Genomic DNA, 21313 nt, shown 5'->3' with positions numbered 1-21313 from the left:
CGTAGTGCCACTACACTCACGCAGCCCATCATGAAGGAAAAAGTGACATGAACGGCATCAGAGCAACTACGCTTTCACTGTCTATCATGATGTCCTGTATGGCCCCGGCAGCTTATGCCGAAGCGGAGAATTCAATGAGCGAAAAAATCAAAATCACCCGGAACGGCTCCACCCCATCGCAGCAAGGACCGGAAAGTTACTTCACCGGCAACGTGCGTATTGACGCGCCATTCAGCGGCACCGAATCTGCCCGCGTTGGCGGCGCGACCGTGACCTTCGAACCTGGCGCACGCACTGCATGGCACACCCATCCGCTGGGACAGACGCTGATTGTGACCCACGGTCGCGGCTGGTTACAGGAAGAGGGAGGCGAGATCCGCGACATGAGCGTGGGGGATATTGTGTGGATCCCGGAAGGGGTTAAACACTGGCACGGCGCGACGCCGGAAAATGCCATGACGCATATTGCGATCGCCGAATCCCTGAACGGCAGCCCGGTCGAATGGCTGGAAAAAGTGACCGACGCCCAGTATCAGAAACGTTAATTCCGGCATCATTAACGCGCAGGCCGGGTTTCCGTCATCGGCAGAAACGCGGTCCTGCTTCAGATTTCCAGCCCTGACATGGTTATGTCAGGGCCTTTGTCCGTGCTCACCCCTCATTTCGGAGAAATAACATGACCCTGAAAGTTCTCGGATACGCTGCTCAGTCAGCCAAAGTGCCTTTAGCTCCCTTTGAATTCGAACAACGCGAAGCGCGTGAAGATGACGTTGTCATCGACGTGATGTACTGCGGCGTCTGCCACTCTGATTTGCATCAGGCGCGCAACGACTGGGGATTCAGCACTTATCCGCTGGTTCCCGGCCACGAAGTGGTAGGCCGCGTGGCGAAAGTCGGTAAAAACGTCACTCAGTTCAAAGTCGGTGATTACGCCGGTATCGGGTGTATGGTCGATTCCTGCCGTGTCTGCACCCCGTGCGAAAAAGGTCTGGAGCAATACTGTCTGGAAGGCAATACGCAAACCTACAACAGCGTTGACCGTCACGACCATATGCCGACTTACGGCGGTTACGCCAAAACCATCGTGGCGAGTGAAAGCTTCGTGCTGAAAATGCCGGAAGGTATCGATCTTAAAGCCGCTGCGCCGCTGTTGTGTGCGGGCATCACTACCTGGTCGCCGCTGCGTCACTGGAACATCACCAAAGGCAGCAAAGTCGGCGTGGTCGGTCTGGGCGGTCTGGGCCACATGGCGCTGAAACTGGCCAACGCGCTGGGCGCAGAAGTGACGCTGTTCACCCGTTCCGCCGGTAAAGCGGAAGATGCCCGCCGTCTTGGGGCGCATCACATCGTGGTGTCGACAGACGACGCGCAGATGGCGGCCACCCAAGGCGAGTTCGATCTCATCATCGATACCGTTCCTTATGTCCACGATATCAACCCGTACATGCCAACGCTGAATATCGACGGTACGCTGGTCTTCGTCGGTTTCCTCGGGGATATCAGCCCGATGCTCAGCACGTTGTCGATGATTCTGGGCCGTCGTTCTGTCGCCGGTTCATGCATCGGCGGTATTGCGGAAACGCAGGAAATGCTCGATTTCTGCGCTAAACACGGTATCGGTTCTGACATCGAAATGATCAGCATGCCGGACATCAATGACGCCTACGAACGTATGCTGAAAAGTGATGTGAAATACCGCTTTGTAATCGATATGGCGACGCTGACGGCGTAAGAACAGAGTCAGCTGAACCCTCCCGGCCATACTGGAATGCCCATTCTGATATGGCCGTTTTTTATTCATTTGCCAGTGTTATCTCAAATTTCCCCGTTAAATCCCTAAGACGCTCTAAATAAGTCAAAAAGACCCTCTGTTCCTGCCATTGAATACCGTGCTTTTTGTAGATGAGTTATCACTAACTCGTCTACTATAAAAAGAATTACATTCAGCGAGCTTTGTCAGGTATGCCATATTATTTCCCGGATGATCACCATGTGCGTGAACGTTCGGATCGTTTTCTGCGACGAATGTATCTCATGCGCATGCTGGGCACTTTCCTGTGCTTTTTCCCGATCGCGTCGGTACTAGTGGAGCGCGGTGCATCCTGGCTGCCTCTCGGGTTGCTGGTACTCAATGTGTTTGTCTGGCCACACGTCGCCATGCGGATTTCCCGCCGCGCTAAAAAATCGAATCAGGCTGAGTTCAGAAATCTGGCTTTTGATGCCGTTGCCGGAGGCGCCTGGGTGGCGATGATGGGGCTCTGTCCGCTGCCGTCGGCCATTATTACGTCTATCCTTATTGCTGACCGCTTCTCAGCGGGCGGCTGGCGGTTATTACGCCGTGCGATGGTGTTCTTCTGCGCCGGTTTTATTGTGTGCTGGCCGTTGTCCGGCATGACGTTGTATCCCGTGGTCACCGACAGAACGCTGTGGCTGACGCTGCCGCTGTCGACGATTTACATTATCGCGTTCAGCGCCGCCAACTATTCCATCTCCAGAAAACTGCGTGATAAACAGCATGAGCTGGAGAAAACCGCGCTGATGGATCCTTTTCTGGGGTTGCCGAACCGCCGGTTGCTGGACCGGCGGCTGATGCTGGAGTTCGAGCGTTCAAAACACGATCTTTCGTGCCTGATGGTGCTGGATGTCGATGATTTGAAAATGGTGAACGACCTGTTCGGCACTGAGGCGGGCGACTATGTCCTGCGGGCCGTTGCGACGATATTGCGTCAGGAAACCGGCGAACACGATTTTCCGGCGCTGTTGGGCGACGATGAGTTTGTGGTGATCTTGCCGGGAATTTCCGAAGAAGAAGCCTACGCGGTGGGGTACCGGTTATTACTCAAGGTGTCGGAGATCCGCCTGTCGCAGGACGCGGGTTTCCAGTGTTCGCTGAGTGTGGGAATTGCCACGTCACGCGGGCGGGAAGATTACCATCAATGGCTGGCCGCCGCCGAGCGTGCGGTCGCCAGCGTGAAGCAAAATGGCAAAAACAGTATTGGCAGTGCAGGCAGGGCATAACCTTTTTTTTCTGATTGGGATAAACATTTTTCGGGATGAATAATGATGAAAAATAGTCAAAAAGTGATGATAGCAACAGTAGTGTTGATGAGTTTACTGGCAGGATGCTCAAGTATTGATGAACCGGTGGGCGATGAAACCTATCGTCCTGCCAATTTCGATGCGTCTTTCGCACAGGGGCAGGCGAGTTATTTCTCGTCCGTATTTTCCATTCTGGAACGTCACCGCCGCGCGGATACCTATAAAAAGATTTTTGATTTCTGTAGCGGAAAATTCCAGACGCTGGGCGAAAGTAATGACGGCGAAAAGGTGCACATAAAATTTGCCTGTCTGCCTAAAGAGCAGGTGCAAAGCATTTATGCCACGCCGGTGAAATCGCCAACGCAGTATTAAATCCAGTTTCCTCAGAGGCACTATGAGCAAGCAAAGACCCGATTTTATCCGTCACTGGACGGAGCTTGAAGGCCCGGACGACGGCAGTTATCCCGGCGATGATGAGCTGATGTCAATTGGCGCGCCGCTCGGTAAAGCACTGGGGCTGACGCGTATCGGTATTCACCACGAACGTTTGTTACCGGGGCGTCGTACCTGCTACCCGCACGCAGAAAGTGCGGAAGATGAGTTCGTGTATGTGTTGCAGGGGCATCCGGATGCCTGGATCAACGGGGATTTGCACCCGCTGAAACCGGGTGATGCTGTCGCCTTTCCCCAGGGAACCGGTATCTGTCATACCTTCATTAATAACACCGATGATGAGGTGCATTTACTGACGATTGGCGAAGCCAATAAAGCGGAAAATCGGATCTACTATCCGAAGAATCAGCAATACGAAGCCACACGTAAAGACCGCTGGGTGGATGTGCCGCAGCAGGTATTCGGCGAGCATGACGGGTTATCTGACCAAAAAAGAGATAAAAAAAAGCCGGTGTCATAACCGGCTTTTTTATTCGAGTAATGCATTTAACACTTTCATCAAAGCGGGGATCATCATGTCAAAGACGTCTTCATTGGATGGAAAGCGACTGCCAGCGTTGCTGACAATACGGCATCATGCGGTGGATCTTCAGCGTTTGTGGTTCATGGCGGTTCAGTGAATAACCTTCCGGTGTGATTTCTAACGTGTCACCGGTCTTCAGGGAGAAATTGTCATCGACTGACAAAATCAGCTTCAGGTTTTTAAAAGCCTGAATGCAGATATATTTCAAGCCTGTGTGCGGGATGTTCAGGATATCTATAATTTTCCATTCCATATTTCTACTCCTTTATCGTACTGCCTGATTTAGTGCCTCATTCTTACCTCACAATTCCGTCATTTTTTGTCATCACAAGGTAATGATTTCTTTATAGGCGTTCCTGTTATTTCAATGCTTGAACTGACTCACAAAAAGCCATAGCCAGATCATCGCTGGATCGCATAACTCATTATTTAGGACAAAATGCAGTGTCTTTTCGCTTTTTTTATGCCGCCGGATTGCGCTTTTTGGCAAAGCCAGCAGGTAAACAGAAAGCAAAAAAGCTTGAAATCACAGCGATAAAACAGGTATTCCTGAGTGCTTTATGATTTTTGTTATATTTTTCAGGGCAGGATGAAATGAATTTCACACGTAATAGTCTTCTGGGGCTGGTACTGGCATTAAGCACTTTTTCGGCGCTGGCCAGCCAGTGTATAGAAACCCGCGCCGGTATTGATATGGGCTCGGGCACCACTAAAATTCAGGTCGCACAGGTCGATATCTGCCGTCATCAGCTGGGCAAAGTGCTGTATGAAGATCAGCGTCCGCTGGGGTTTAACGAAGATTTAGGCAAATCCGGCAACAATCAAATCAGCAGCGCGATGCAGCAGCAGGGCGTCACTGCGCTGAAAGAGATGGTGGACAAGGCCCGCACTTTCCATCCGCAGCGCATCACCGGTGTGGCGACGGCCGTGTTCCGCTCGGCATCAAACGGGCAGCAGGTGATCGACCTGTTTAACCAGCAGGCACAGGTCCAGCTGCGTATCATCACGCAGGAACAGGAAGCCGCGCTGGGGTTCCTCTCGGCGAAAGCCGCACTGCATGACAACAGCGTGAAAAATGAAGATTTGCTGGTGTGGGACATCGGCGGCGGATCGATGCAGATGACGGCATTGCGTGAGCAAAACGGCAAAACGGTCACGGACATTTATCAGGGCAAACTGGCGTCGGTGACGCTGAAAGAATTTATTATCAGCGTACTGAAGAATCAGGCGCTGGATAAAGCCGCGTCTCCGAACCCGATCGGTTCGCTGCGCAATACCGTGCTGCGTTACGTGAATTTCTATGCGAGAACGCACGTCAGCCCGCAAATCAAACAGGATGCGCAGACCCGCCGGGTGATTGGTATCGGTGGTGTTCACGGCTTTTCAGTAAAAGATCAGCTGCGTCTGGCGAACAATACTTACACGTTGGAAGATGTGCAGCGCGTGTCAAAAAATCAGGTATGGAAAGGCGACAGCGAACTTACCGGTGAATATCGCGCCACCGACGTCAGTAATTTACTGCTGGTGGAAGGCTTTATGCAGGCGCTTAACATTTCGCAGGTGACCGTGGTCAAGGCCAGCCTGATTCAGGGCATCCTGGTGCAATAACTTCGCAAACTCATGACTGAAGGAGCAGAACCGCATGACGACTGACTCAACGACCCCGCAGCAGGATGACTTTATCTGGCTGGAAGGCATACGCAACGAACAGGCGCTGGCCTGGGCGCATGAACAAAATCCGGTCACGCTGGCGGCGTTTACCCAAGGCCGCGATTTCGAGCCTCTTCGCCAGAAAGTGCTTGAGGCGCTGAATTCTCCGGATCAGATCCCCGGCATCAGCAAATTCGGCCAAACCTGGTGCAACTTCTGGCAGGATGCGCAGAATCCGCGCGGCCTGCTGCGCATCACGTCGCTGGAGGAGTACCGCAAAGCCGAACCGCACTGGGAAACGCTGCTGGACATCGACGCGCTGGGCAAAGCGGAAGGGAAAGACTGGGTGTACCACGGCGTGTACCCGCTCAAACCCGATTTTAAGCGCGCGCTGATTTTTCTTTCACCCGACGGCGGTGATGCGTCGGAAGTGCGTGAGTTTGATCTGCAAACGCGCGAATTTGTCTCTGACGGCTTTTTCCTGCCGGTGGCAAAAAGTCGCACGGGCTGGATTGATCATGACCACCTGTTTGTCGCCACCGACTTCGGGGAAGATTCACTCACCGACTCCGGTTACCCGCGCATCGTGAAAATCTGGTCACGCGGTACACCGCTCAGCGAAGCTACAACGATTTACAGCGCCGGTAAAAAAGACATGATGGCGGTCGGCTATCACGACAGTTTTAAAGGCTTCGAACACGATTATGTGGTGCGGGTGATCGACTTTTATCATCGCGAAGTGTTCCTGCTGGATGAGAAAAAGCATCTGGTCAAAATTGATGTGCCGACCGATGCTAAATTCAGCTCGTGGCGCGAGTGGATCCTGATCCAACCCACCAGCGAATGGCAGGTCAGCGGCGAAAGCTGGCCCTCGGGTTCTCTGCTGACCATGAATTTTGACGCCTTTATGGCCGGTGAACGCACGCTTAAACCGCTGTTTGTGCCGACCGCACAGGATCAGCTCAGCGGGTATTCCTGCACCCGCGATCACATCATTCTCAGTATCACGCGCGACGTGGTAAACCGCCTCGAAGTCCTGACGCCGGAACAGGGTGACTGGCGGCGTGAGCCGTTCGGACACGTGCCTGAACTGAGCAAAATCAATGCCTGGGGCGTGGCAGACGATTCGAACCAATATTTCATGAGTGTCAGCGGATTCCTGCAACCGGCCAGCCTGTCGCTGGGGGATCTGGACAACGGCACACACCAGCCAGCGGAATTACTGAAACAGGATCCGTCGCATTTCGATGCGTCCCGGTATCAGGTCAGCCAGCATTTTGCGCAGTCCGACGACGGCACCCGCGTGCCTTATTTTGTTATCTGCCGCAAAGACGTGGTGTATGACGGTAAAAATCCGACGCTGTTGTACGGTTATGGCGGGTTTGAAGTGTCGCTGGACCCGTATTATCTCGGCGTCAGCGGCGTGGCGTGGCTGGATCGCGGCGGTGTATTTGTTCTGGCCAATATTCGCGGTGGGGGCGAATACGGACCGGAATGGCACAAAGCGGCGCTGAAAGAAAAACGTCTGCGGGCATATGAAGATTTCGCGTCAGTCGCCAAAGCGTTGATCGCCAGTAACATCACCTCTGCGGCGCATCTTGCCGCGCAGGGCGGCAGCAACGGCGGTCTGCTGGTCGGCAATATGCTGACGCGTTACCCGGAATTATTCGGGGCGATTGTCTGCGAAGTGCCGTTGCTGGATATGGAACGTTACACGCAGATTTCTGCCGGTGCTTCGTGGATTGCCGAGTATGGCGACCCGCAGGATCCTGAAGAGTGGGCTTTTATCCGCGAGTTCTCGCCGTATCACAACCTCTCTCCGGCAAAAAAATACCCGCCGGTGCTGTTCTCAACGGCGACCAGCGATGACCGCGTCGGGCCAGACCATGCGCGTAAAATGGCAGCGAAAATGCAGGCGATGGGTATTCCTGATGTCTATTTTTATGAGAATACCGAAGGCGGGCACAGCGCGGCGGCGGACAAGGCGCAGTCTGCCTTTAAACGGGCGATGGTGAGCGAATTCCTGCTGCGGTTTATTGGCCGGTAACCGGTTAACCGGTGCGGTAAATTTATCCTATGACTTAAGCCAAACGGGATGCCTTTCAGGTATCCCGTTCATATTTCGACATGTTTTATCCTCGTTCATCCCCGCAAAACCATTGCCTCATCAATCATTCCTTGTTTATTATTTCCTCCTTTTTTGATAACAATTATCAAAATCACTTTTCATTCATTCTCATTTTCGGGGCTTTGCATGTATAAGAACACCGCTCGCGTGCTGTCTGTTGCCGGTCTGATGGCCGCATCGTTCTCCACTTTTGCCACCACGTACCCGCTTACCGTGACGGACTTGGCCGGGCAGAAAGTCACTATCGATAAAGCGCCGCAGCGCGTGATTTTGCAGGATGGCCGTGATTTGCTGGCGCTGGCGGTTCTGGATAAGGCCAATCCTTTCCAGCACGTGGTGGCATGGAACAACCTGCTGAAGAAAACCGACAGCGGCACCTGGGACATGCTGAAAAGCAAATGGCCGGAATCTGCGAAGATCCTCGATATGGGTTTCAGTGATAAAGGGCAGATTGATCTGGAAACCGTGATCGCGAAGAAACCCGATCTGATGATCGCCCAGTTGCGTGCAAAAGATTCCCTGGCGCAGGCCGGTGTACTGGATAAACTCGCCGGACTGCACATTCCGGTGGTGTTCCTGGACTATGAACTGGACCCGGCAAAAAATACCGCAGCGAGCATCGATCTGCTGGGTAAAGTGATGAATCAGGAAGACAATGCCCGTGCATACACCCAGTTCTATAACGAGCATCTGCAGAGCATTCAGAAAGCCGTCGCGGGCATTAAAAACAAACCTAACGTCTTCATCGAACCCATTGCCGGTCGCGATGATTCCTGCTGTTTCACCCACGGCAACGCAGGCTGGGGCAAACTGATCCAGGCGGTAGAGGCCAATAACATTGGCAGTAAACTGTTGCCGGGCGCGTCGGGCACCGTGTCGCTTGAGCAGGTGATCAGCATGAAGCCGGACGTGTACATCATGACCGGTTCCGCGCGTCCGAAGGGCGGTTCTGTCACCCACATTCTGCCTTTCGGTTACGGCGCCGATCAGGCCAGCCTGGATAAAGAAGCGAAAGTGCTGACCTCACGTACCGGCGTGGCGCAAATTCCTGCGGTAATGAACGGCAATGTTTACGCGATTTATCACCAGTTCTATAACCATCCGTACAACATCGTCGGGATGGAATATCTGGCGAAATTTATCTATCCGCAGGAATTCAAAACCCTGGATCCTGCGAAGACGTATCACGACATCGTGCGTCAATACACCCAGCTGCCGGATCAGGACTTCATCCTCGGCTGGTCAGCTAAAAAATAAGTACGGCCTTCTCCCGCCTGCTTTCCGGCAGGCGGGTTTCCTTCTGCGCAACACTCCCCGAACGCCATTTACATTCGTCACATTCGTTGACACTCGGTTAATTCATACTTTAATTCAATTGTATTAGTGTGATTCGTAAGTTCTGGCTGTGTGTTGCAGCGGGCGACGCACGGCGAATTACGCCATATCAACAAGGTGAATGTATGCAATCTGAAGAACAGCGTTTAATTGACGGGCTTTTTAGTCGCTTGCAACAAGCTGAGTCCAGCACTGCGCCGCGTGATGCGGAAGCGGAACGTGTGATTCAGGATCATATCCGCCAGCAGCCGTCGGCTCCTTACTACATGGCGCAGGCGATGATTATTCAGGAAGCGGCGCTGACCAAACTCAACGGCCAGGTGCAGGCGTTGCAACAGCAGATCGGGCAGTTGCAGCAGGCGCAGCAGACCAAACCCCAGAGCAGCGGTTTTCTGGCCGGACTGTTTGGCGGGGGTTCTTCCCAACCTGAACCGCAGCGCACGGCGCAGCAGGGCAGTCAGCCGATTCCCGGCACGCAGGGGTGGGGCGCGCAGCCTCAACAGCCACCGCAATATGCCGGACAACAGCCGGCACCGGCTCAGGCTGCGCAGGCGCCGGGTTTTCTGGGCAGCGCGCTGCGCACGGCGGCGGGTGTGGCCGGTGGCGTGGTGCTGGCCGATATGCTGACCGGTATGTTCCATCACAGTCAGCCACAGGAAATCGTCAATATCATTGAGGAACCGCCGGTGCAGGATCTCAATCCTGCTGACAGCAGTTTTCTGGATAACAATAATCAGGGTTTCGACAGCAATCAGCCGTCCTGGGAAGATGCTTCCCTGGGCGACAACAATCTCGATTCCGGCTTCGGTTCCGATGATATGGGTTCTGATGATTTCAACGATGACGATGATTCGTTTTTCTGACGTCTCGCGACAGCACGCCGTGGATGGCTGATTTTGCAGAAGAAAGCGGCAATGAAAAGTCAGGAATGAGAGGTTTATCGCTTATTGCCATCAGAATTCTGGACAAAATGGAGATCTGTTGCTGTACTGTATTTGACACACATTTTGTGTCCAACATTCACGTAAAGGTAAGTTTGATGTCTAAGATTAAAGGTAGCGTTAAGTGGTTCAATGAATCTAAAGGTTTTGGTTTCATTACCCCTGAAGATGGCAGCAAAGATGTTTTCGTTCATTTCTCTGCTATTTCCAGCCAGGGCTTCAAGACCCTTGCTGAAGGCCAACGCGTAGAGTTCGAAATCACCAATGGTGCCAAAGGCCCGTCGGCTGCTAACGTTATCGCTATCTGACTTTAGCCGATTACTTAAAAACCCGCCGAAGCGGGTTTTTTTTTGCCTGTAATACGCAGAAGATTTTGCCTGTAATACGCAGAGTATTACGCCGGTTTTTTCACCAGCGTAATAAACAGCACGATGGCAATCGCGTAGCATCCGAGCATAGTCAGCGCCATCGAGAGCGCTGGCATACTGCCAAAGCCGGTGACGGGCACGGCAATCGCACCCAGTGCAAACATGCACACCCCCAGCAGTGCTGACGCGCTGCCCGCATTTTTCCCCTGACTTTGCATCGCCAGCGATCCCGCATTCGGGCTGACAATCCCGATCACCATCACCGAGAAGAACAGCGGTATCAGCAGCATAATCAGCGGTGCGCCAAGGCTTGCGGCAATCACCAGCGCGACAGAGGCTACGGCAGCAATACACAATCCGGTTTTAACCAGCGCCATTTCGCCATAGCGACGGCTAAAGCGCGTTGATACTTGCGCGGAAATCACTAACCCGATGCCGTTAACGGCAAAACACAGGCTGAACATCTGCGGGCTGAGGTGGTAAATCTGCTGTAACACGAAGGGCGATGCGCCGATGTAGGCAAACATTCCGGCCATCACGAACCCCTGCGTCAGGCACAACCCCATAAACGGACGGTGCCTGAGCAGCGAAAAGACCGAGCCGAGCATACTGAAAATTCCGCCTTGAGAACGGCGTTCCTGCGGCAGGGTTTCGTGCAGTTTCAGCGCGGCGGAAGCAAACAGCATGATGGAGATCACCGCCAGTACGCCGAAAATCCCCCGCCAGTTCATCCAGCTCAGCATCGCACCACCCAGCACCGGCGCAATGATCGGTGCCAGCCCGTTAACCAGCATCAGTAACGCAAAGAACCGTGTGAGTTCATGGCCGTTGTATAAATCTCTGGCGACGGCGCGGGACAATACCGCGCCACCGGCACCGGCGATCCCCTGCAATAAGCGGGCGACGATCAGCTGATGGATATCCTGCGCCATGGCGCACCACACCGACGCCGCCAGCAGCAGAGCCAGCGACCATAACAGCGGGCGAATACGGCCATAACGATCGCTGAGCGGACCAAAGATCAGCTGGCCGAAACCGAGGCCGAGTAAACCGGCTGTGAGGCTTAGCTGGGCGCTGGCGGTCGAGGTATTCAGTTCTCCGGCCAGCTCCGGCAGAGCCGGTAAATACAGATCGGTACACAACGGACCGAGAGCCGCGATTGATCCGAGAACCAGGGCGTAGCCGAGGCGTTTTTCATGCAAGTGAGCGCTCATGGTGAAGAGTTATTCCGGTTTGGGGGAGAGAAAATCCGTGTTGAACAGATCCTGAAAGTAGCGATGGTATAAGGCTTCCAGGCGTTCTGCATCAGCGTGAGCGGTAGTCAGGCGGCGGAATGCGGTGCCTTCGCAGATGACCGCCAGGCTTTCCACTTTCGCGGTCATTTCAGCATCTGAAAACTGCGGGAAACTTTTACTTAAGAAGGATTTTGCTTCATTGAACAGTTGTTTTTCTGAGTCACGCCAGATCTTCTCCACCACCGGATTGCGGGTCGCTTCGGCAGCGACTTCGAGCATCAGGGCGTGATCTATTTCGGCCTGTTCTTTTTGTTCCATGCAGATGTCTTCTTTAAACGGCGAGCTCAGATTGCCGATGCGCCGGTGCGCCAGATTGTGCGCTACCTGCTGTAAATTATGGGCATTACCGGTGATCAGCTGAATTTTATTCGTCACCATCCGGCGAACAATTTCTTCGATGATGGCGTCTTTATTGTCGAAGTAGCGGTAAATCTGTCCGACGCTGAGCTGTGACGTTTTGGCGATTTCAGCCATACCGGCACCGTGAAAACCATGTTTGCGAAAACACAGGCGGGCGGCGGCGATGATCTGGTCACGTCGGGCGTTGATGCGCGCGTCTTTAGTGCAGGTTTGTGGGGCAAGCATGGATGTCCTGGCGGGTCGCCGTTAATGAGTGTGAACGATCATTCTCAATTATAGGCAATAAGGTCCGGCAGGTAAATATTTGTATGATGAAGACGGCAAAACGGCGCATTCCAGAGAAATGCGCCGTCAGCGAAAAGAGGGGTATCACAACCTGCAGGCGGTGTGATTAAGCGAAGTACGCCTGGAAAAAAGCGGCGACGGTCAGGACGCAAAGGGCCACAACCAGATATTCGGATGACGTTTTTGGAGCAGAGAACATGGCATACCTCATGTGTACATGAATGAACCGGAATTGATGCTGGCCATTATCGCGGCAGAACATGAAGGAAACATTAAGACAAAGGAGAGGAAGCGGAACGCAGGTCACAAAATGAAGCCACGGCGGCGTCTCAGAGCAGAAAAGAGATCGCCGCCGGGGTGAATCAGTGCGCGCTGTACCAACTGACCAGTGCAAACGCCAGCAGGGTCATGGCGAGTGAACCGGCGAGATTGAGCGCCATATTGAGTAAGGCTGCGCCAAAACGACCGTCCTGCAACATGTACACCACTTCGAGCGAGAAGGTGGAAAACGTGGTTAACCCGCCGCAAAAGCCGGTGGTGATCAGCATTTTCCATACCGGATCAAGATGCGTCATCCGGCTGAAAATGGCGATACACAGCCCGATGATAAATGCGCCGACCAGATTGACCGTCAGTGTGCCGGCCGGCAGCACCGGGCTCATTCCGTTCATTTTCAGGCTGACATACCAACGGACAACGCTGCCAATACCGCCGCCAATAAAAACTGCAAGTAAGGTGCTGAACATAGAAAACCTTATAAACAGAGAAAAAACAGAAAGGTCCGGGCACGATGCTACGAACCTCTCGCGAGATTGCGTAGACATCATCAGCCGGTAAAGGCGGTTTGGGAGGAATGTCATCTCCATACAGCAGGGGCTGATTTTAGCGTAAAACGTCAGCCCATCGCCAGCACAATGGCATCGGCAATCAGATCGACTTTATCTGCGTGGATCTGGCTGGTGCTGATGCGGATAAACTGCCCCGGTCCGATGCGGCAGCGCTCGCCCGGCAACACGGCGATACCGCGTGCGGCCAGCGTCACCAGCGCGAACTGCTCTGACGGCACCGGGATCCACATCGCCAGCCCGTCGCGCTCAGGGATGTTCACACCGCGGATGCGCAGGGCATCTGACATTGCCTTGCGCCGTGCGGCATAAATCGCTTTGGCATGCGTAATCCCTTCCTGAGTGTTCTGATCCTTAATCAGCCATGCCAGCGCTTGTTGCAAAATGCGGCTCGACCAGCCTGCGCCAAAGTTGCGGAAAGATTTGATTTGTTTGACGAGATCTTCAGAACCGGAAAGCACGGCCAGCCGTAAATCCGGGCCATAGGCTTTTGAATAGGAGCGCACGTGTACGGTGCGCTCCGGCAGGACGCTGCCCATGCTGACCGGCGGATAAGCGGAGAGCTGTCCGATACCATCGTCTTCGATAATCAGCGCATTGCTCCCGGCGAGAATGGCCGCCAGCGCCGCAAAACGTTCTGCATCAGGTGCATGGCCGCAATGGGAATGAGTGCGGGGCTGGAAAATAAATGCCGACGGGTTTTTGGCCAGCGCGTGGCTCAGTGATTCCGGCGTCGGGCCGAATTCATCACATTTCACCGGCACCACCTGCGCGCCAAGATTATCCAGCATATCCAGCAATCGCGTGGCCGTCGGGTCTTCAATCGCGACCACTGAGCCCTGCATCAGTAAGGTTTGCAGTGCCAGATTCATCGCATCGAACCCGCCGTCAGCCGCCATAAACGCCGGTGCGTCATACGGCCAGTCAGGTTTCACCGCCTCCAGTAAAGCCGGGGCAATGGCTTCGCGCTGATAACTGTTGAGGTTATCGGCGCTGACCCCTTGCTGCATGGCTTCATGCAGATCTGGCAACAGCGCGGGATCGGGCGAAGACAGCGCCAGATCGGCGATGATGTGCTCGCCAAAATTACCGATTTTTTCAAAACGGGCAGGGCGCGGTGAAAGCATGTCGCCGCAAACCCAGACGCCATTTCTGCCGCGTCCGGCAATGACTTTTTGCCGACGCAGCTGGCCCCAGGCGGCGGAAACCGTGGCCGGGCTGACGCCTAACGCCTGCGCCAGCTCACGCACGGCAGGCAGATGGGTACCAATTTCGATCACGCCCGAGCGGATCAGCGCCGCCGTTTCAATCGCAATACCCCGCATTGAACGGTCCTGCAATTGTATTGCTAACCATTCTGCGTCCAGCGTTTTTTCCGGGGAGTTTTCAGCCATTTTTTTGCCTTTTGTTCAGTAACAAAGATTCTATTGTACATATTAATTTATGCCATTAGTATCAAACTTAGCCAACGGAGGCGATAAAATAATCATGCTGTCGTGAACATCATCTCCTTCGTAAAAGAATCTAATGCGTTTGTGGACGAGTTTGTGAACGAATGATGAACAAACTGCGCAGCGCAGCATTGTCTTTCTGCATATCAAATGCTGACACTTAAGGGGATAGATGTGACGATTACCATCAGGCTGGCCGTTCGTGACTGGGATTATTTTACGCCACTGGCGTTGGGCGATCTTAAACCTGAAGGGTTTACCCTCGAGATTGATCGTGTGGGTACGCTGGTCGATAACCTGGCGACCAGCGAGAAGTACGACGCCGGTGAAGTCTCTTTCAGCCGCTATGCCCAGGGCCGCGCCCGTGGTGAAACCGATCTGCTGGCCATACCGCACTTCCTGATGCGCGGTTTTCGTCAGCGCTGCATTATCACCCGCGAAGACAGTCCGCTGACCGAACTGTCGCAACTGGCGGGTAAACGCATCGGCCTTACCGGCTGGCAGGATTCAGGCAATACCTGGACCCGTACGCTGCTGGCGCTGGAAGGCGTGGGTATCGAAGACGCTAACTGGTACGTGGGCCGTCTGACGCAGGCGCACCCGATTGTTGATCGTCTGGCGGGTTTTGGCCGCGAAGGGCGTATCGAAGCGGTTCCGGGCGAACGTCCTATGATGGAACTGTTGCAGGAAGGCTGGCTGGACGCGATCTTCACGCCATTTATGCCTGACGGCTTCTTTAAACCGGATTCCGGTTTCCGTCAGTTCCAGCCGGATTTCCGCGCGGCTGAACTGGCCTATTTTAACCGCGTGGGTTACATCCCCGGTATTCACTTACTGGCGATCAAACCGGCGCTGGCTGACGCTCACCCCTGGCTGCCGCAGGCGTTAAGCGACATTATCGATCAGTCTTATGAACTCTGGATGGATAAGCGCGCGAAATACGCCGATACCACGCCGTGGTTGCTGGATGATTTACGCCGCACAGTGGTCGATTTGCCTGCGAACTGGAATGCAAACGGTTTCGCCGCCAACGAAAAAATGATCGACGATTTTGCTTATGAATTACATGCCCAGGGGCTGACCGCTCAGCGCCTGACGCCGGCAGATTTGTTCCCGCAATTTGCCACCCGTTAATGGCCGGAGAAATCACGATGAAAGTTGCATTAGGTCAGTTTGCCGTTTCCCGCGAGTGGGAAGCTAACGTAGAAACCTGCCTTTCGCTGATGGCGAAATCCCTGGAAGCAGGCGCGGATTTGCTGGTGCTGCCGGAAGGTATTCTGGCGCGCGATATCACTGATCCGGATTTAGTTCTCAAAGCCGCACAACCGCTGGACGGCCCGTTTGTCAGTCAGTTGCTGGCCGCCAGTCGTGGCAATCAGATGACCACCATGATGAGCGTGCATACGCCTGCGCCAGACAATCGTGCCTATAACGTGCTGATTTCTATCCGCAATGGCGAAATTATTTCGCAATACCGCAAGCTGCATTTGTATGACGCTTTCTCGTCACAGGAATCCAAGAACGTCACCGCGGGCGATGATGTGCCGCCGCTGGTTGAGGTGGCCGGGTTTAACATCGGCCTGATGACCTGTTACGACGTGCGTTTCCCGGAGCTGGCGCGCCGTCTGGTGCTGGATGGCGCAGACGTGCTGGTGCTGCCTGCTGCCTGGGTAAAAGGTCCGCTGAAAGAAATGCATTGGGACATGCTGGTCTCGGTTCGCGCGCTGGAAAATACCAGTTACATGGTGGCAGTGGGTGAATGTGGCGAGCGTAATATCGGCAACAGTATGGTGGTGGATCCGCTGGGCGTGGCGATTGCCCGCGCCGCCGAAGCCCCCGCCCTGATATTTGCCGAGCTGGACAAAGCACGTCTGGCACATGCCCGAAAAGTGTTGCCGGTGCTGGCAAACCGTCGTTTTGGTTTGCCGCAGCTGCACAACGACTGAGCCTGATCCGGCCGGTCCTCAACGGCTGATATTCAGTGCTCAAGGCAGTAACGCGAGCGCCTCACCAGGGAACTCGTTGTAAAGAAAGACCCCAAAAATATCACTCAAAAGAAGTTCGCCACGGAAGGCTCCAATTATAAATACACAACATTCATAAACTCACAGACTGATTTTTTACACAGAGGAATAAGAGATGATGGCAAAACAATTACGTCAGGCCGCGGTGCTGACTGCTGCTTTACTTTCCGTGTCTTCCTTAAATGCTTTTGCTGCTGAAAGTGTTGCGATCCCGACTCAGACGATGGACCCGGCGATCCACGCCAAATTACCTGCGGACATTCAGAAGTCGGGTGTGATGACCTCTGTGAATAATGGCTCTTTTCCTCCTTATGAAATCGTGACCGGCAGCAACGGCCTCGACGGCGCGAGTGCCGATTTGTCCCATGCGCTGGGAGAAGTGCTGGGTGTAAAAATTGAACATGCCTCGGTGACCGGTTTGTCCGGGATCCTCAGCGGTATGGCCGCTGGCCGCTACCAGATGGGCATCGGCCCGATTGGCGATTATCCTGATCGTCAGGCTAAGAATGATTTCGTCGATTTCGTCAAAGAGTTCGTTGTGTTTGGTGTGCGTAAAGGCAACCCGGAAAAGATCAATGCTCTCGGCGATACCTGCGGCAAACGCATTGCCGTGATGGCGGGGGGGTCAGCGGAACAGGTTATCCGCAAGCAGTCTGAAGTGTGCGTGAAAGACGGCAAACCTGCCGTGACCGTGCAATCTTTCAGCGATCAGCCAACGTCCATTCTGGCGGTGCGTTCCAACCGCTCTGACGCATTCTTCTCTTCTCAGGCGCCGCTGACCTATTTTGTTGAGAAAGCCAATGGCCAACTGGAACTGACCGGTACCGGCCAGCCGAATGGTTTCGGTGATATTTTCCAGGGGACGGTGGTGCCGAAAGACTCAGCGGTGCGGGATGCGATTCTCGCCGGTTATCAGAAGCTGTTTGATAACGGTACCTATGCCATCATCATGAAAAAATGGGGTCTGGAAGGCAACATGATCCAGGCACCGGGCATCAATCTGGCAAAGGCACAACCTAAATGACCGATAAAACGTATAGTTTAAAGCCGGCAGTCAAGGACGACTATACGCAGGATCCACGTCGTAACGTTGAGTTCTCCCATGCGCCACGCAGCGTTGGCCGCTGGGTGGCATGGATTGTGGTGCTGCTGATCGCCGCGGATGTTCTCTGGGGCATCTCGCAGAATAAAAACTTTGAATGGCACGTTGTTGCCCAATGGTTCACGGAAGGTACGGTGATTAAAGGTCTGGGCGTCACGCTCGGCCTGACCGTCGTTTCAATGGTGCTCGGTGTGTTCATTGGTCTGATGCTGGCGATAGCGCGTTTGTCGAACAGCTTATTGCTGCGGCAGCTGGCGGGGCTTTATATCTGGTTCTTCCGGGGTACGCCGCTGCTGGTTCAGCTGTTGTTCTGGTACAACATGTCGACGTTGTTCCCGCGCGTGGTGTTGGGCATTCCGTTTGGCCCTGAATACATGAGCTGGAATACCAATGATTTGATCACACCGCTGACGGCCGCCTTTGCGGGGCTGGCGCTGAATGAGGCCGCGTACATGGCAGAAATCATTCGCGCCGGTTTGCTGTCAGTCGATAACGGTCAGGCTGAAACGGCCCAGGCATTTGGCATGAGTCGTGGTCGTGCGCTGCGCCGGATCATTATTCCTCAGGCCATGCGCTCGATCATTCCGCCTACCGGTAACCAGCTGATCAGTATGATCAAAGCGACGTCGCTGGTCAGCGTCATTGCCATGGGTGACCTGTTATATTCGGTGCAAACCGTTTACAACCGGACCTTCGAAGTGGTGCCGATGCTGATGGTTGCGGTGATCTGGTATCTGTTCATCACGTCGTTGCTTAATCTCGGACAGTCCGCCATCGAGCGTTACTACTCCCGTGGCACGCGCCGCACGTTGCCCAGCGTGAAGCGCCGTCAACATGCTGCGGAAGATAAAGCCGCGCCGATTATGAATTCACCGGGCATGGCCCGAAAGGAGGACTTATGAGTCATTTACCCTCCGACATCGGGTCATCCGAACCGGCGTCACTGGTGGTTGCCCGTAACGTGCATAAAAGTTACGGCGACAATGAAGTGCTGAAAGGCATAGATCTGGATGTGAAACCCAGCGAAGTTGTGGTCATCCTCGGGCCTTCGGGCTCGGGTAAATCGACATTTCTGCGCTGTATCAATCATCTGGAAGATATCGATCGCGGTTCAATCATGGTGGGCGGCGAGCAAATCGGGTATGAGCTGCGTGGCGAGCGGCTGCATAAATTGTCTGAACGGGCGATTGCACGCCAGCGCCGGGATATCGGTATGGTGTTCCAGCAATTCAATCTTTATCCGCACATGACCGTGCTGCAAAATATTATCGAAGCCCCGGTTGGCGTGCATAAAGAGTCGCGGCAGGAGGCGGAAAAATATGCCCGCGAGCTGCTGGAAAAGGTCGGTCTGAGCGATAAAGCCGATGCTTATCCGCGCCATCTCTCTGGCGGACAGCAACAGCGTGTGGCGATTGCCCGCGCGCTGGCGGTGAAACCTAAACTGATGCTGTTCGATGAGCCGACCTCGGCGCTCGACCCGGAACTGGTGGGCGAAGTGCTGTCAACCATGCGGGATCTGGCGAAGCAGGGCTTAACGATGATTGTTGTGACGCATGAAATTGGTTTTGCGAAAGAGGCGGCGGACCGCGTGGTGTTTATGGATCGCGGTGTTGTGGTCGAACAGGGAACGGCGGGCGAGGTGCTGGTTAATCCACAGCATCCTCGCACGCAGGCCTTCTTAAGCCGCTTTATCTGACGGGCAGCGGTGCAACAAAATCCGGGTCAACATCAAGTTTGCAGCGTATTTCCTCCGCCCGATGGCAGAAGTGCTTTATGAGCAGGCAGTTCTCGCTCATAATCGCCGTCGCTGGTCATAATGCGCACAATACTGGATCCGTTCTGTTACATTTTCGGTTTGTATTAGCGTCGTGAATGGCCGTTAATAATGACAGGTTGTTACCGCTGTTTTCTGGCACTCAGTGTAAAGAAGGTATGTATGGAAGGTCTAAGTATTACTAAATTGTTAGTGGTCGGCGTGCTGATCGTTCTGTTGTTCGGTACCAGCAAGTTGCGCTCTCTGGGCGGTGACCTGGGTGCTGCACTGCGTGGCTTTAAGAAAGCGATGAATGATGATGCTACCCCGGCACCTGCGACAGCTGAAAAAACGGCTGAAGAAGAAAAGCGCGTAGAGCATAAAGACTGAGTATTCCGTACTGAAGTCTCTGGTGTGGCGGCCAAAATAAAAAAGGTTGTTCTCGCGAACAACCTTTTTTGCATTCAGGCATAAAGAAGTAACAAAATATTAAGCGCTGAAGGTGACTTCAGCGCCTCAGATTATTTAACTTCCATCCCTTTCGCTTGCAGATCGGCGTGATAAGACGAACGCACGAACGGACCGCAGGCCGCGTGAGTGAAGCCCATTTCCATCGCGGCTTCTTTCATCTGATCGAACTCTTCCGGGCTCACGTAACGTTGCACTGGCAGGTGGTGACGGCTTGGCTGAAGGTACTGGCCGAGCGTCAGCATGGTCACCCCGTGACGGCGCAGATCGCGCATCACTTCGATAATTTCTTCGTTAGTTTCACCCAGACCCACCATCAGGCCTGACTTTGTAGGCACTTCCGGATGCGCTTCTTTGAAACGTTGCAGCAGGGTCAGCGACCACTCGTAGTTTGCCCCCGGACGCACCTGGCGGTAAACGCGCGGAACGTTTTCCAGGTTGTGGTTGAAGACGTCTGGCGGTGTCTCATTGAGAATGTCCAGCGCGCGATCCATACGGCCACGGAAATCAGGCACCAGCGTTTCGATTTTAATCGTCGGGTTTTTGAGACGAATGGCGGCAATACAATCGGCAAAGTGCTGAGCACCGCCGTCGCGCAGATCGTCACGATCAACCGAGGTGATCACCACATAACGCAGGCCCATATCCGCAATGGTCTGTGCCAGTTTTTCAGGCTCGTTAGTGTCTGGCGCGGTCGGGCGTCCATGGGCCACGTCGCAGAACGGGCAGCGGCGCGTACAAATGGCGCCGAGGATCATAAAGGTCGCGGTACCGTGGTTGAAGCATTCTGACAGATTCGGGCAGGCCGCTTCCTCACAAACGGAGTGCAGGCCGTTCTTGCGCAGTGCCGCTTTGATGCCCTGAATTTTGGATGAGTCGGCAGGCAATTTGATTTTCATCCATGCCGGCTTACGTAACATTTCCTGCCGGTCGCTGACCACGGTTTTCACCGGGATTAACGCCATCTTATCTGCATCGCGGTATTTAACGCCGCGTTCCATCTGAATCGGTTTACTCATAGTCTTGCAGCTTCCAGGTTTGTCTCTCGTAACTCGAGATTTTTCAGGACATTCAATGAACTGGCTGATTCATCAAAAAAAGTAGAAATAATGCGGAAATTATATCATTGAAGCATCACTTCGTTCAGCCCTTCGTCATGACATGAAGTGCTAAATGCTGCAAATATTTAACCTGAGTCACACCCTGAGGAGATAATCGCGGGTTATGCATTATCATAATCAACTGAAAATAAAAGGTATTTATCAGGTGTGGCGGGCGAGGCAGGAGGGTGTT

At 53.8% G+C, this 21313-nt stretch carries 22 protein-coding genes and 1 riboswitch; of the genes, 16 read left to right on the top strand and 6 right to left on the bottom strand.

Features of this window, described 5'->3' with window-relative positions; all coding sequences use genetic code 11:
* Nucleotides 1–134 precede the first annotated feature (134 nt).
* From ACO0U8_RS05330 to ACO0U8_RS05310, 5 genes are all read left to right on the top strand, one after another.
* Nucleotides 135–545: a (R)-mandelonitrile lyase gene (locus ACO0U8_RS05330; RefSeq protein ID WP_122096115.1), complete on the top strand. Its 411-nt coding sequence runs from the start codon at nucleotides 135–137 to the stop codon at nucleotides 543–545.
* A 131-nt stretch (nucleotides 546–676) separates the two neighbouring features.
* A complete protein-coding gene (locus ACO0U8_RS05325; RefSeq protein ID WP_056771415.1) occupies nucleotides 677–1732 on the top strand; it encodes an NAD(P)-dependent alcohol dehydrogenase in 1056 nt (351 codons plus the stop codon).
* A gap of 260 nt (nucleotides 1733–1992) precedes the next feature.
* On the top strand, nucleotides 1993–3018 hold the full coding sequence (locus ACO0U8_RS05320; RefSeq protein WP_421670415.1) for a diguanylate cyclase domain-containing protein: 1026 nt from the start codon (nucleotides 1993–1995) through the stop codon (nucleotides 3016–3018).
* A 42-nt stretch (nucleotides 3019–3060) separates the two neighbouring features.
* Nucleotides 3061–3411, top strand: coding sequence for a hypothetical protein (locus ACO0U8_RS05315; RefSeq protein WP_235533382.1), 351 nt, complete (start codon nucleotides 3061–3063; stop codon nucleotides 3409–3411).
* 22 nt (nucleotides 3412–3433) lie between these two features.
* Nucleotides 3434–3952 carry a cupin domain-containing protein gene (locus tag ACO0U8_RS05310; RefSeq protein ID WP_136374821.1) on the top strand — a complete coding sequence of 173 codons (519 nt, stop codon included), beginning with the start codon at nucleotides 3434–3436 and terminating at the stop codon, nucleotides 3950–3952.
* A 70-nt stretch (nucleotides 3953–4022) separates the two neighbouring features.
* On the opposite strand, the gene ACO0U8_RS05305 is transcribed toward ACO0U8_RS05310, so the two are convergent.
* Nucleotides 4023–4268: a hypothetical protein gene (locus ACO0U8_RS05305; RefSeq protein WP_056771428.1), complete on the bottom strand. Its 246-nt coding sequence runs from the start codon at nucleotides 4266–4268 to the stop codon at nucleotides 4023–4025.
* Between the two features lie 341 nt (nucleotides 4269–4609).
* Between ACO0U8_RS05305 and ACO0U8_RS05300 the strand changes: the two genes are divergently transcribed.
* The 5 genes from ACO0U8_RS05300 (at nucleotide 4610) to cspE (ending at nucleotide 10377) form a co-directional block, all read left to right on the top strand.
* Entirely contained in the window at nucleotides 4610–5623 is a 1014-nt protein-coding gene (locus ACO0U8_RS05300) for a Ppx/GppA phosphatase family protein (RefSeq protein WP_421670414.1), read from the top strand.
* A 34-nt stretch (nucleotides 5624–5657) separates the two neighbouring features.
* A complete protein-coding gene (locus tag ACO0U8_RS05295; protein WP_421670413.1) occupies nucleotides 5658–7712 on the top strand; it encodes a prolyl oligopeptidase family serine peptidase in 2055 nt (684 codons plus the stop codon).
* 207 nt (nucleotides 7713–7919) lie between these two features.
* The gene (locus ACO0U8_RS05290; protein ID WP_056771439.1) at nucleotides 7920–9050 is read left to right on the top strand and encodes an ABC transporter substrate-binding protein; all 1131 of its coding nucleotides are present in this window, start codon (nucleotides 7920–7922) and stop codon (nucleotides 9048–9050) included.
* 203 nt (nucleotides 9051–9253) lie between these two features.
* A complete protein-coding gene (locus ACO0U8_RS05285; RefSeq protein ID WP_183846173.1) occupies nucleotides 9254–9991 on the top strand; it encodes a DUF2076 domain-containing protein in 738 nt (245 codons plus the stop codon).
* Nucleotides 9992–10167: 176 nt separating this feature from the next.
* Nucleotides 10168–10377, top strand: coding sequence for a transcription antiterminator/RNA stability regulator CspE (gene cspE, locus ACO0U8_RS05280; RefSeq protein WP_056772010.1), 210 nt, complete (start codon nucleotides 10168–10170; stop codon nucleotides 10375–10377).
* Between the two features lie 86 nt (nucleotides 10378–10463).
* Here the strand turns inward: cspE and ACO0U8_RS05275 are convergent, their stop codons facing one another.
* The 4 genes from ACO0U8_RS05275 to ACO0U8_RS05260 form a co-directional block, all read right to left on the bottom strand.
* Nucleotides 10464–11651, bottom strand: coding sequence for a multidrug effflux MFS transporter (locus tag ACO0U8_RS05275; RefSeq protein WP_421670412.1), 1188 nt, complete (start codon nucleotides 11649–11651; stop codon nucleotides 10464–10466).
* Between the two features lie 9 nt (nucleotides 11652–11660).
* Entirely contained in the window at nucleotides 11661–12317 is a 657-nt protein-coding gene (locus tag ACO0U8_RS05270; RefSeq protein WP_122095891.1) for a TetR/AcrR family transcriptional regulator, read from the bottom strand.
* 422 nt (nucleotides 12318–12739) lie between these two features.
* Complete coding sequence (crcB, locus tag ACO0U8_RS05265; RefSeq protein ID WP_122095890.1) at nucleotides 12740–13123, bottom strand: fluoride efflux transporter CrcB; 384 nt, start codon at nucleotides 13121–13123, stop codon at nucleotides 12740–12742.
* Nucleotides 13124–13187: 64 nt separating this feature from the next.
* A riboswitch (Fluoride riboswitch) is annotated at nucleotides 13188–13250 on the bottom strand.
* Between the two features lie 22 nt (nucleotides 13251–13272).
* A complete protein-coding gene (locus ACO0U8_RS05260; protein ID WP_421670411.1) occupies nucleotides 13273–14616 on the bottom strand; it encodes an aminotransferase class I/II-fold pyridoxal phosphate-dependent enzyme in 1344 nt (447 codons plus the stop codon).
* A 231-nt stretch (nucleotides 14617–14847) separates the two neighbouring features.
* Here ACO0U8_RS05260 and ACO0U8_RS05255 point away from each other — a divergent pair, with 231 nt between their 5' ends.
* From ACO0U8_RS05255 to tatA, 6 genes are all read left to right on the top strand, one after another.
* Complete coding sequence (locus ACO0U8_RS05255; RefSeq protein WP_136377084.1) at nucleotides 14848–15807, top strand: nitrate ABC transporter substrate-binding protein; 960 nt, start codon at nucleotides 14848–14850, stop codon at nucleotides 15805–15807.
* Nucleotides 15808–15824: 17 nt separating this feature from the next.
* A complete protein-coding gene (locus ACO0U8_RS05250; RefSeq protein ID WP_056771460.1) occupies nucleotides 15825–16619 on the top strand; it encodes a deaminated glutathione amidase in 795 nt (264 codons plus the stop codon).
* A gap of 193 nt (nucleotides 16620–16812) precedes the next feature.
* On the top strand, nucleotides 16813–17721 hold the full coding sequence (locus ACO0U8_RS05245) for an ABC transporter substrate-binding protein (RefSeq protein ID WP_122095887.1): 909 nt from the start codon (nucleotides 16813–16815) through the stop codon (nucleotides 17719–17721).
* Nucleotides 17718–18701 carry an amino acid ABC transporter permease gene (locus ACO0U8_RS05240; protein ID WP_421670410.1) on the top strand — a complete coding sequence of 328 codons (984 nt, stop codon included), beginning with the start codon at nucleotides 17718–17720 and terminating at the stop codon, nucleotides 18699–18701. Before ACO0U8_RS05245 ends, ACO0U8_RS05240 begins: the two co-directional genes overlap by 4 nt.
* The gene (locus tag ACO0U8_RS05235) at nucleotides 18698–19495 is read left to right on the top strand and encodes an amino acid ABC transporter ATP-binding protein (RefSeq protein WP_238485285.1); all 798 of its coding nucleotides are present in this window, start codon (nucleotides 18698–18700) and stop codon (nucleotides 19493–19495) included. The genes ACO0U8_RS05240 and ACO0U8_RS05235 overlap by 4 nt, the downstream gene beginning before the upstream one ends.
* 240 nt (nucleotides 19496–19735) lie before the next feature.
* Complete coding sequence (gene tatA, locus ACO0U8_RS05230) at nucleotides 19736–19942, top strand: Sec-independent protein translocase subunit TatA (protein WP_056771468.1); 207 nt, start codon at nucleotides 19736–19738, stop codon at nucleotides 19940–19942.
* A gap of 131 nt (nucleotides 19943–20073) precedes the next feature.
* Here the strand turns inward: tatA and lipA are convergent, their stop codons facing one another.
* Nucleotides 20074–21039 (bottom strand): lipoyl synthase, encoded by a 966-nt coding sequence (lipA, locus tag ACO0U8_RS05225; protein ID WP_056771471.1) that lies wholly within the window; start codon nucleotides 21037–21039, stop codon nucleotides 20074–20076.
* Nucleotides 21040–21313 lie beyond the last annotated feature (274 nt).

Origin of the sequence: Rahnella sp. EDr1-12, from assembly GCF_049206505.1 — a bacterium.
Taxonomy (GTDB): domain Bacteria; phylum Pseudomonadota; class Gammaproteobacteria; order Enterobacterales; family Enterobacteriaceae; genus Rahnella; species Rahnella rivi.
The sequence above is the reverse complement of the archived record's forward strand: the minus strand, read 5'-3'. Positions and strand labels throughout refer to the sequence as shown.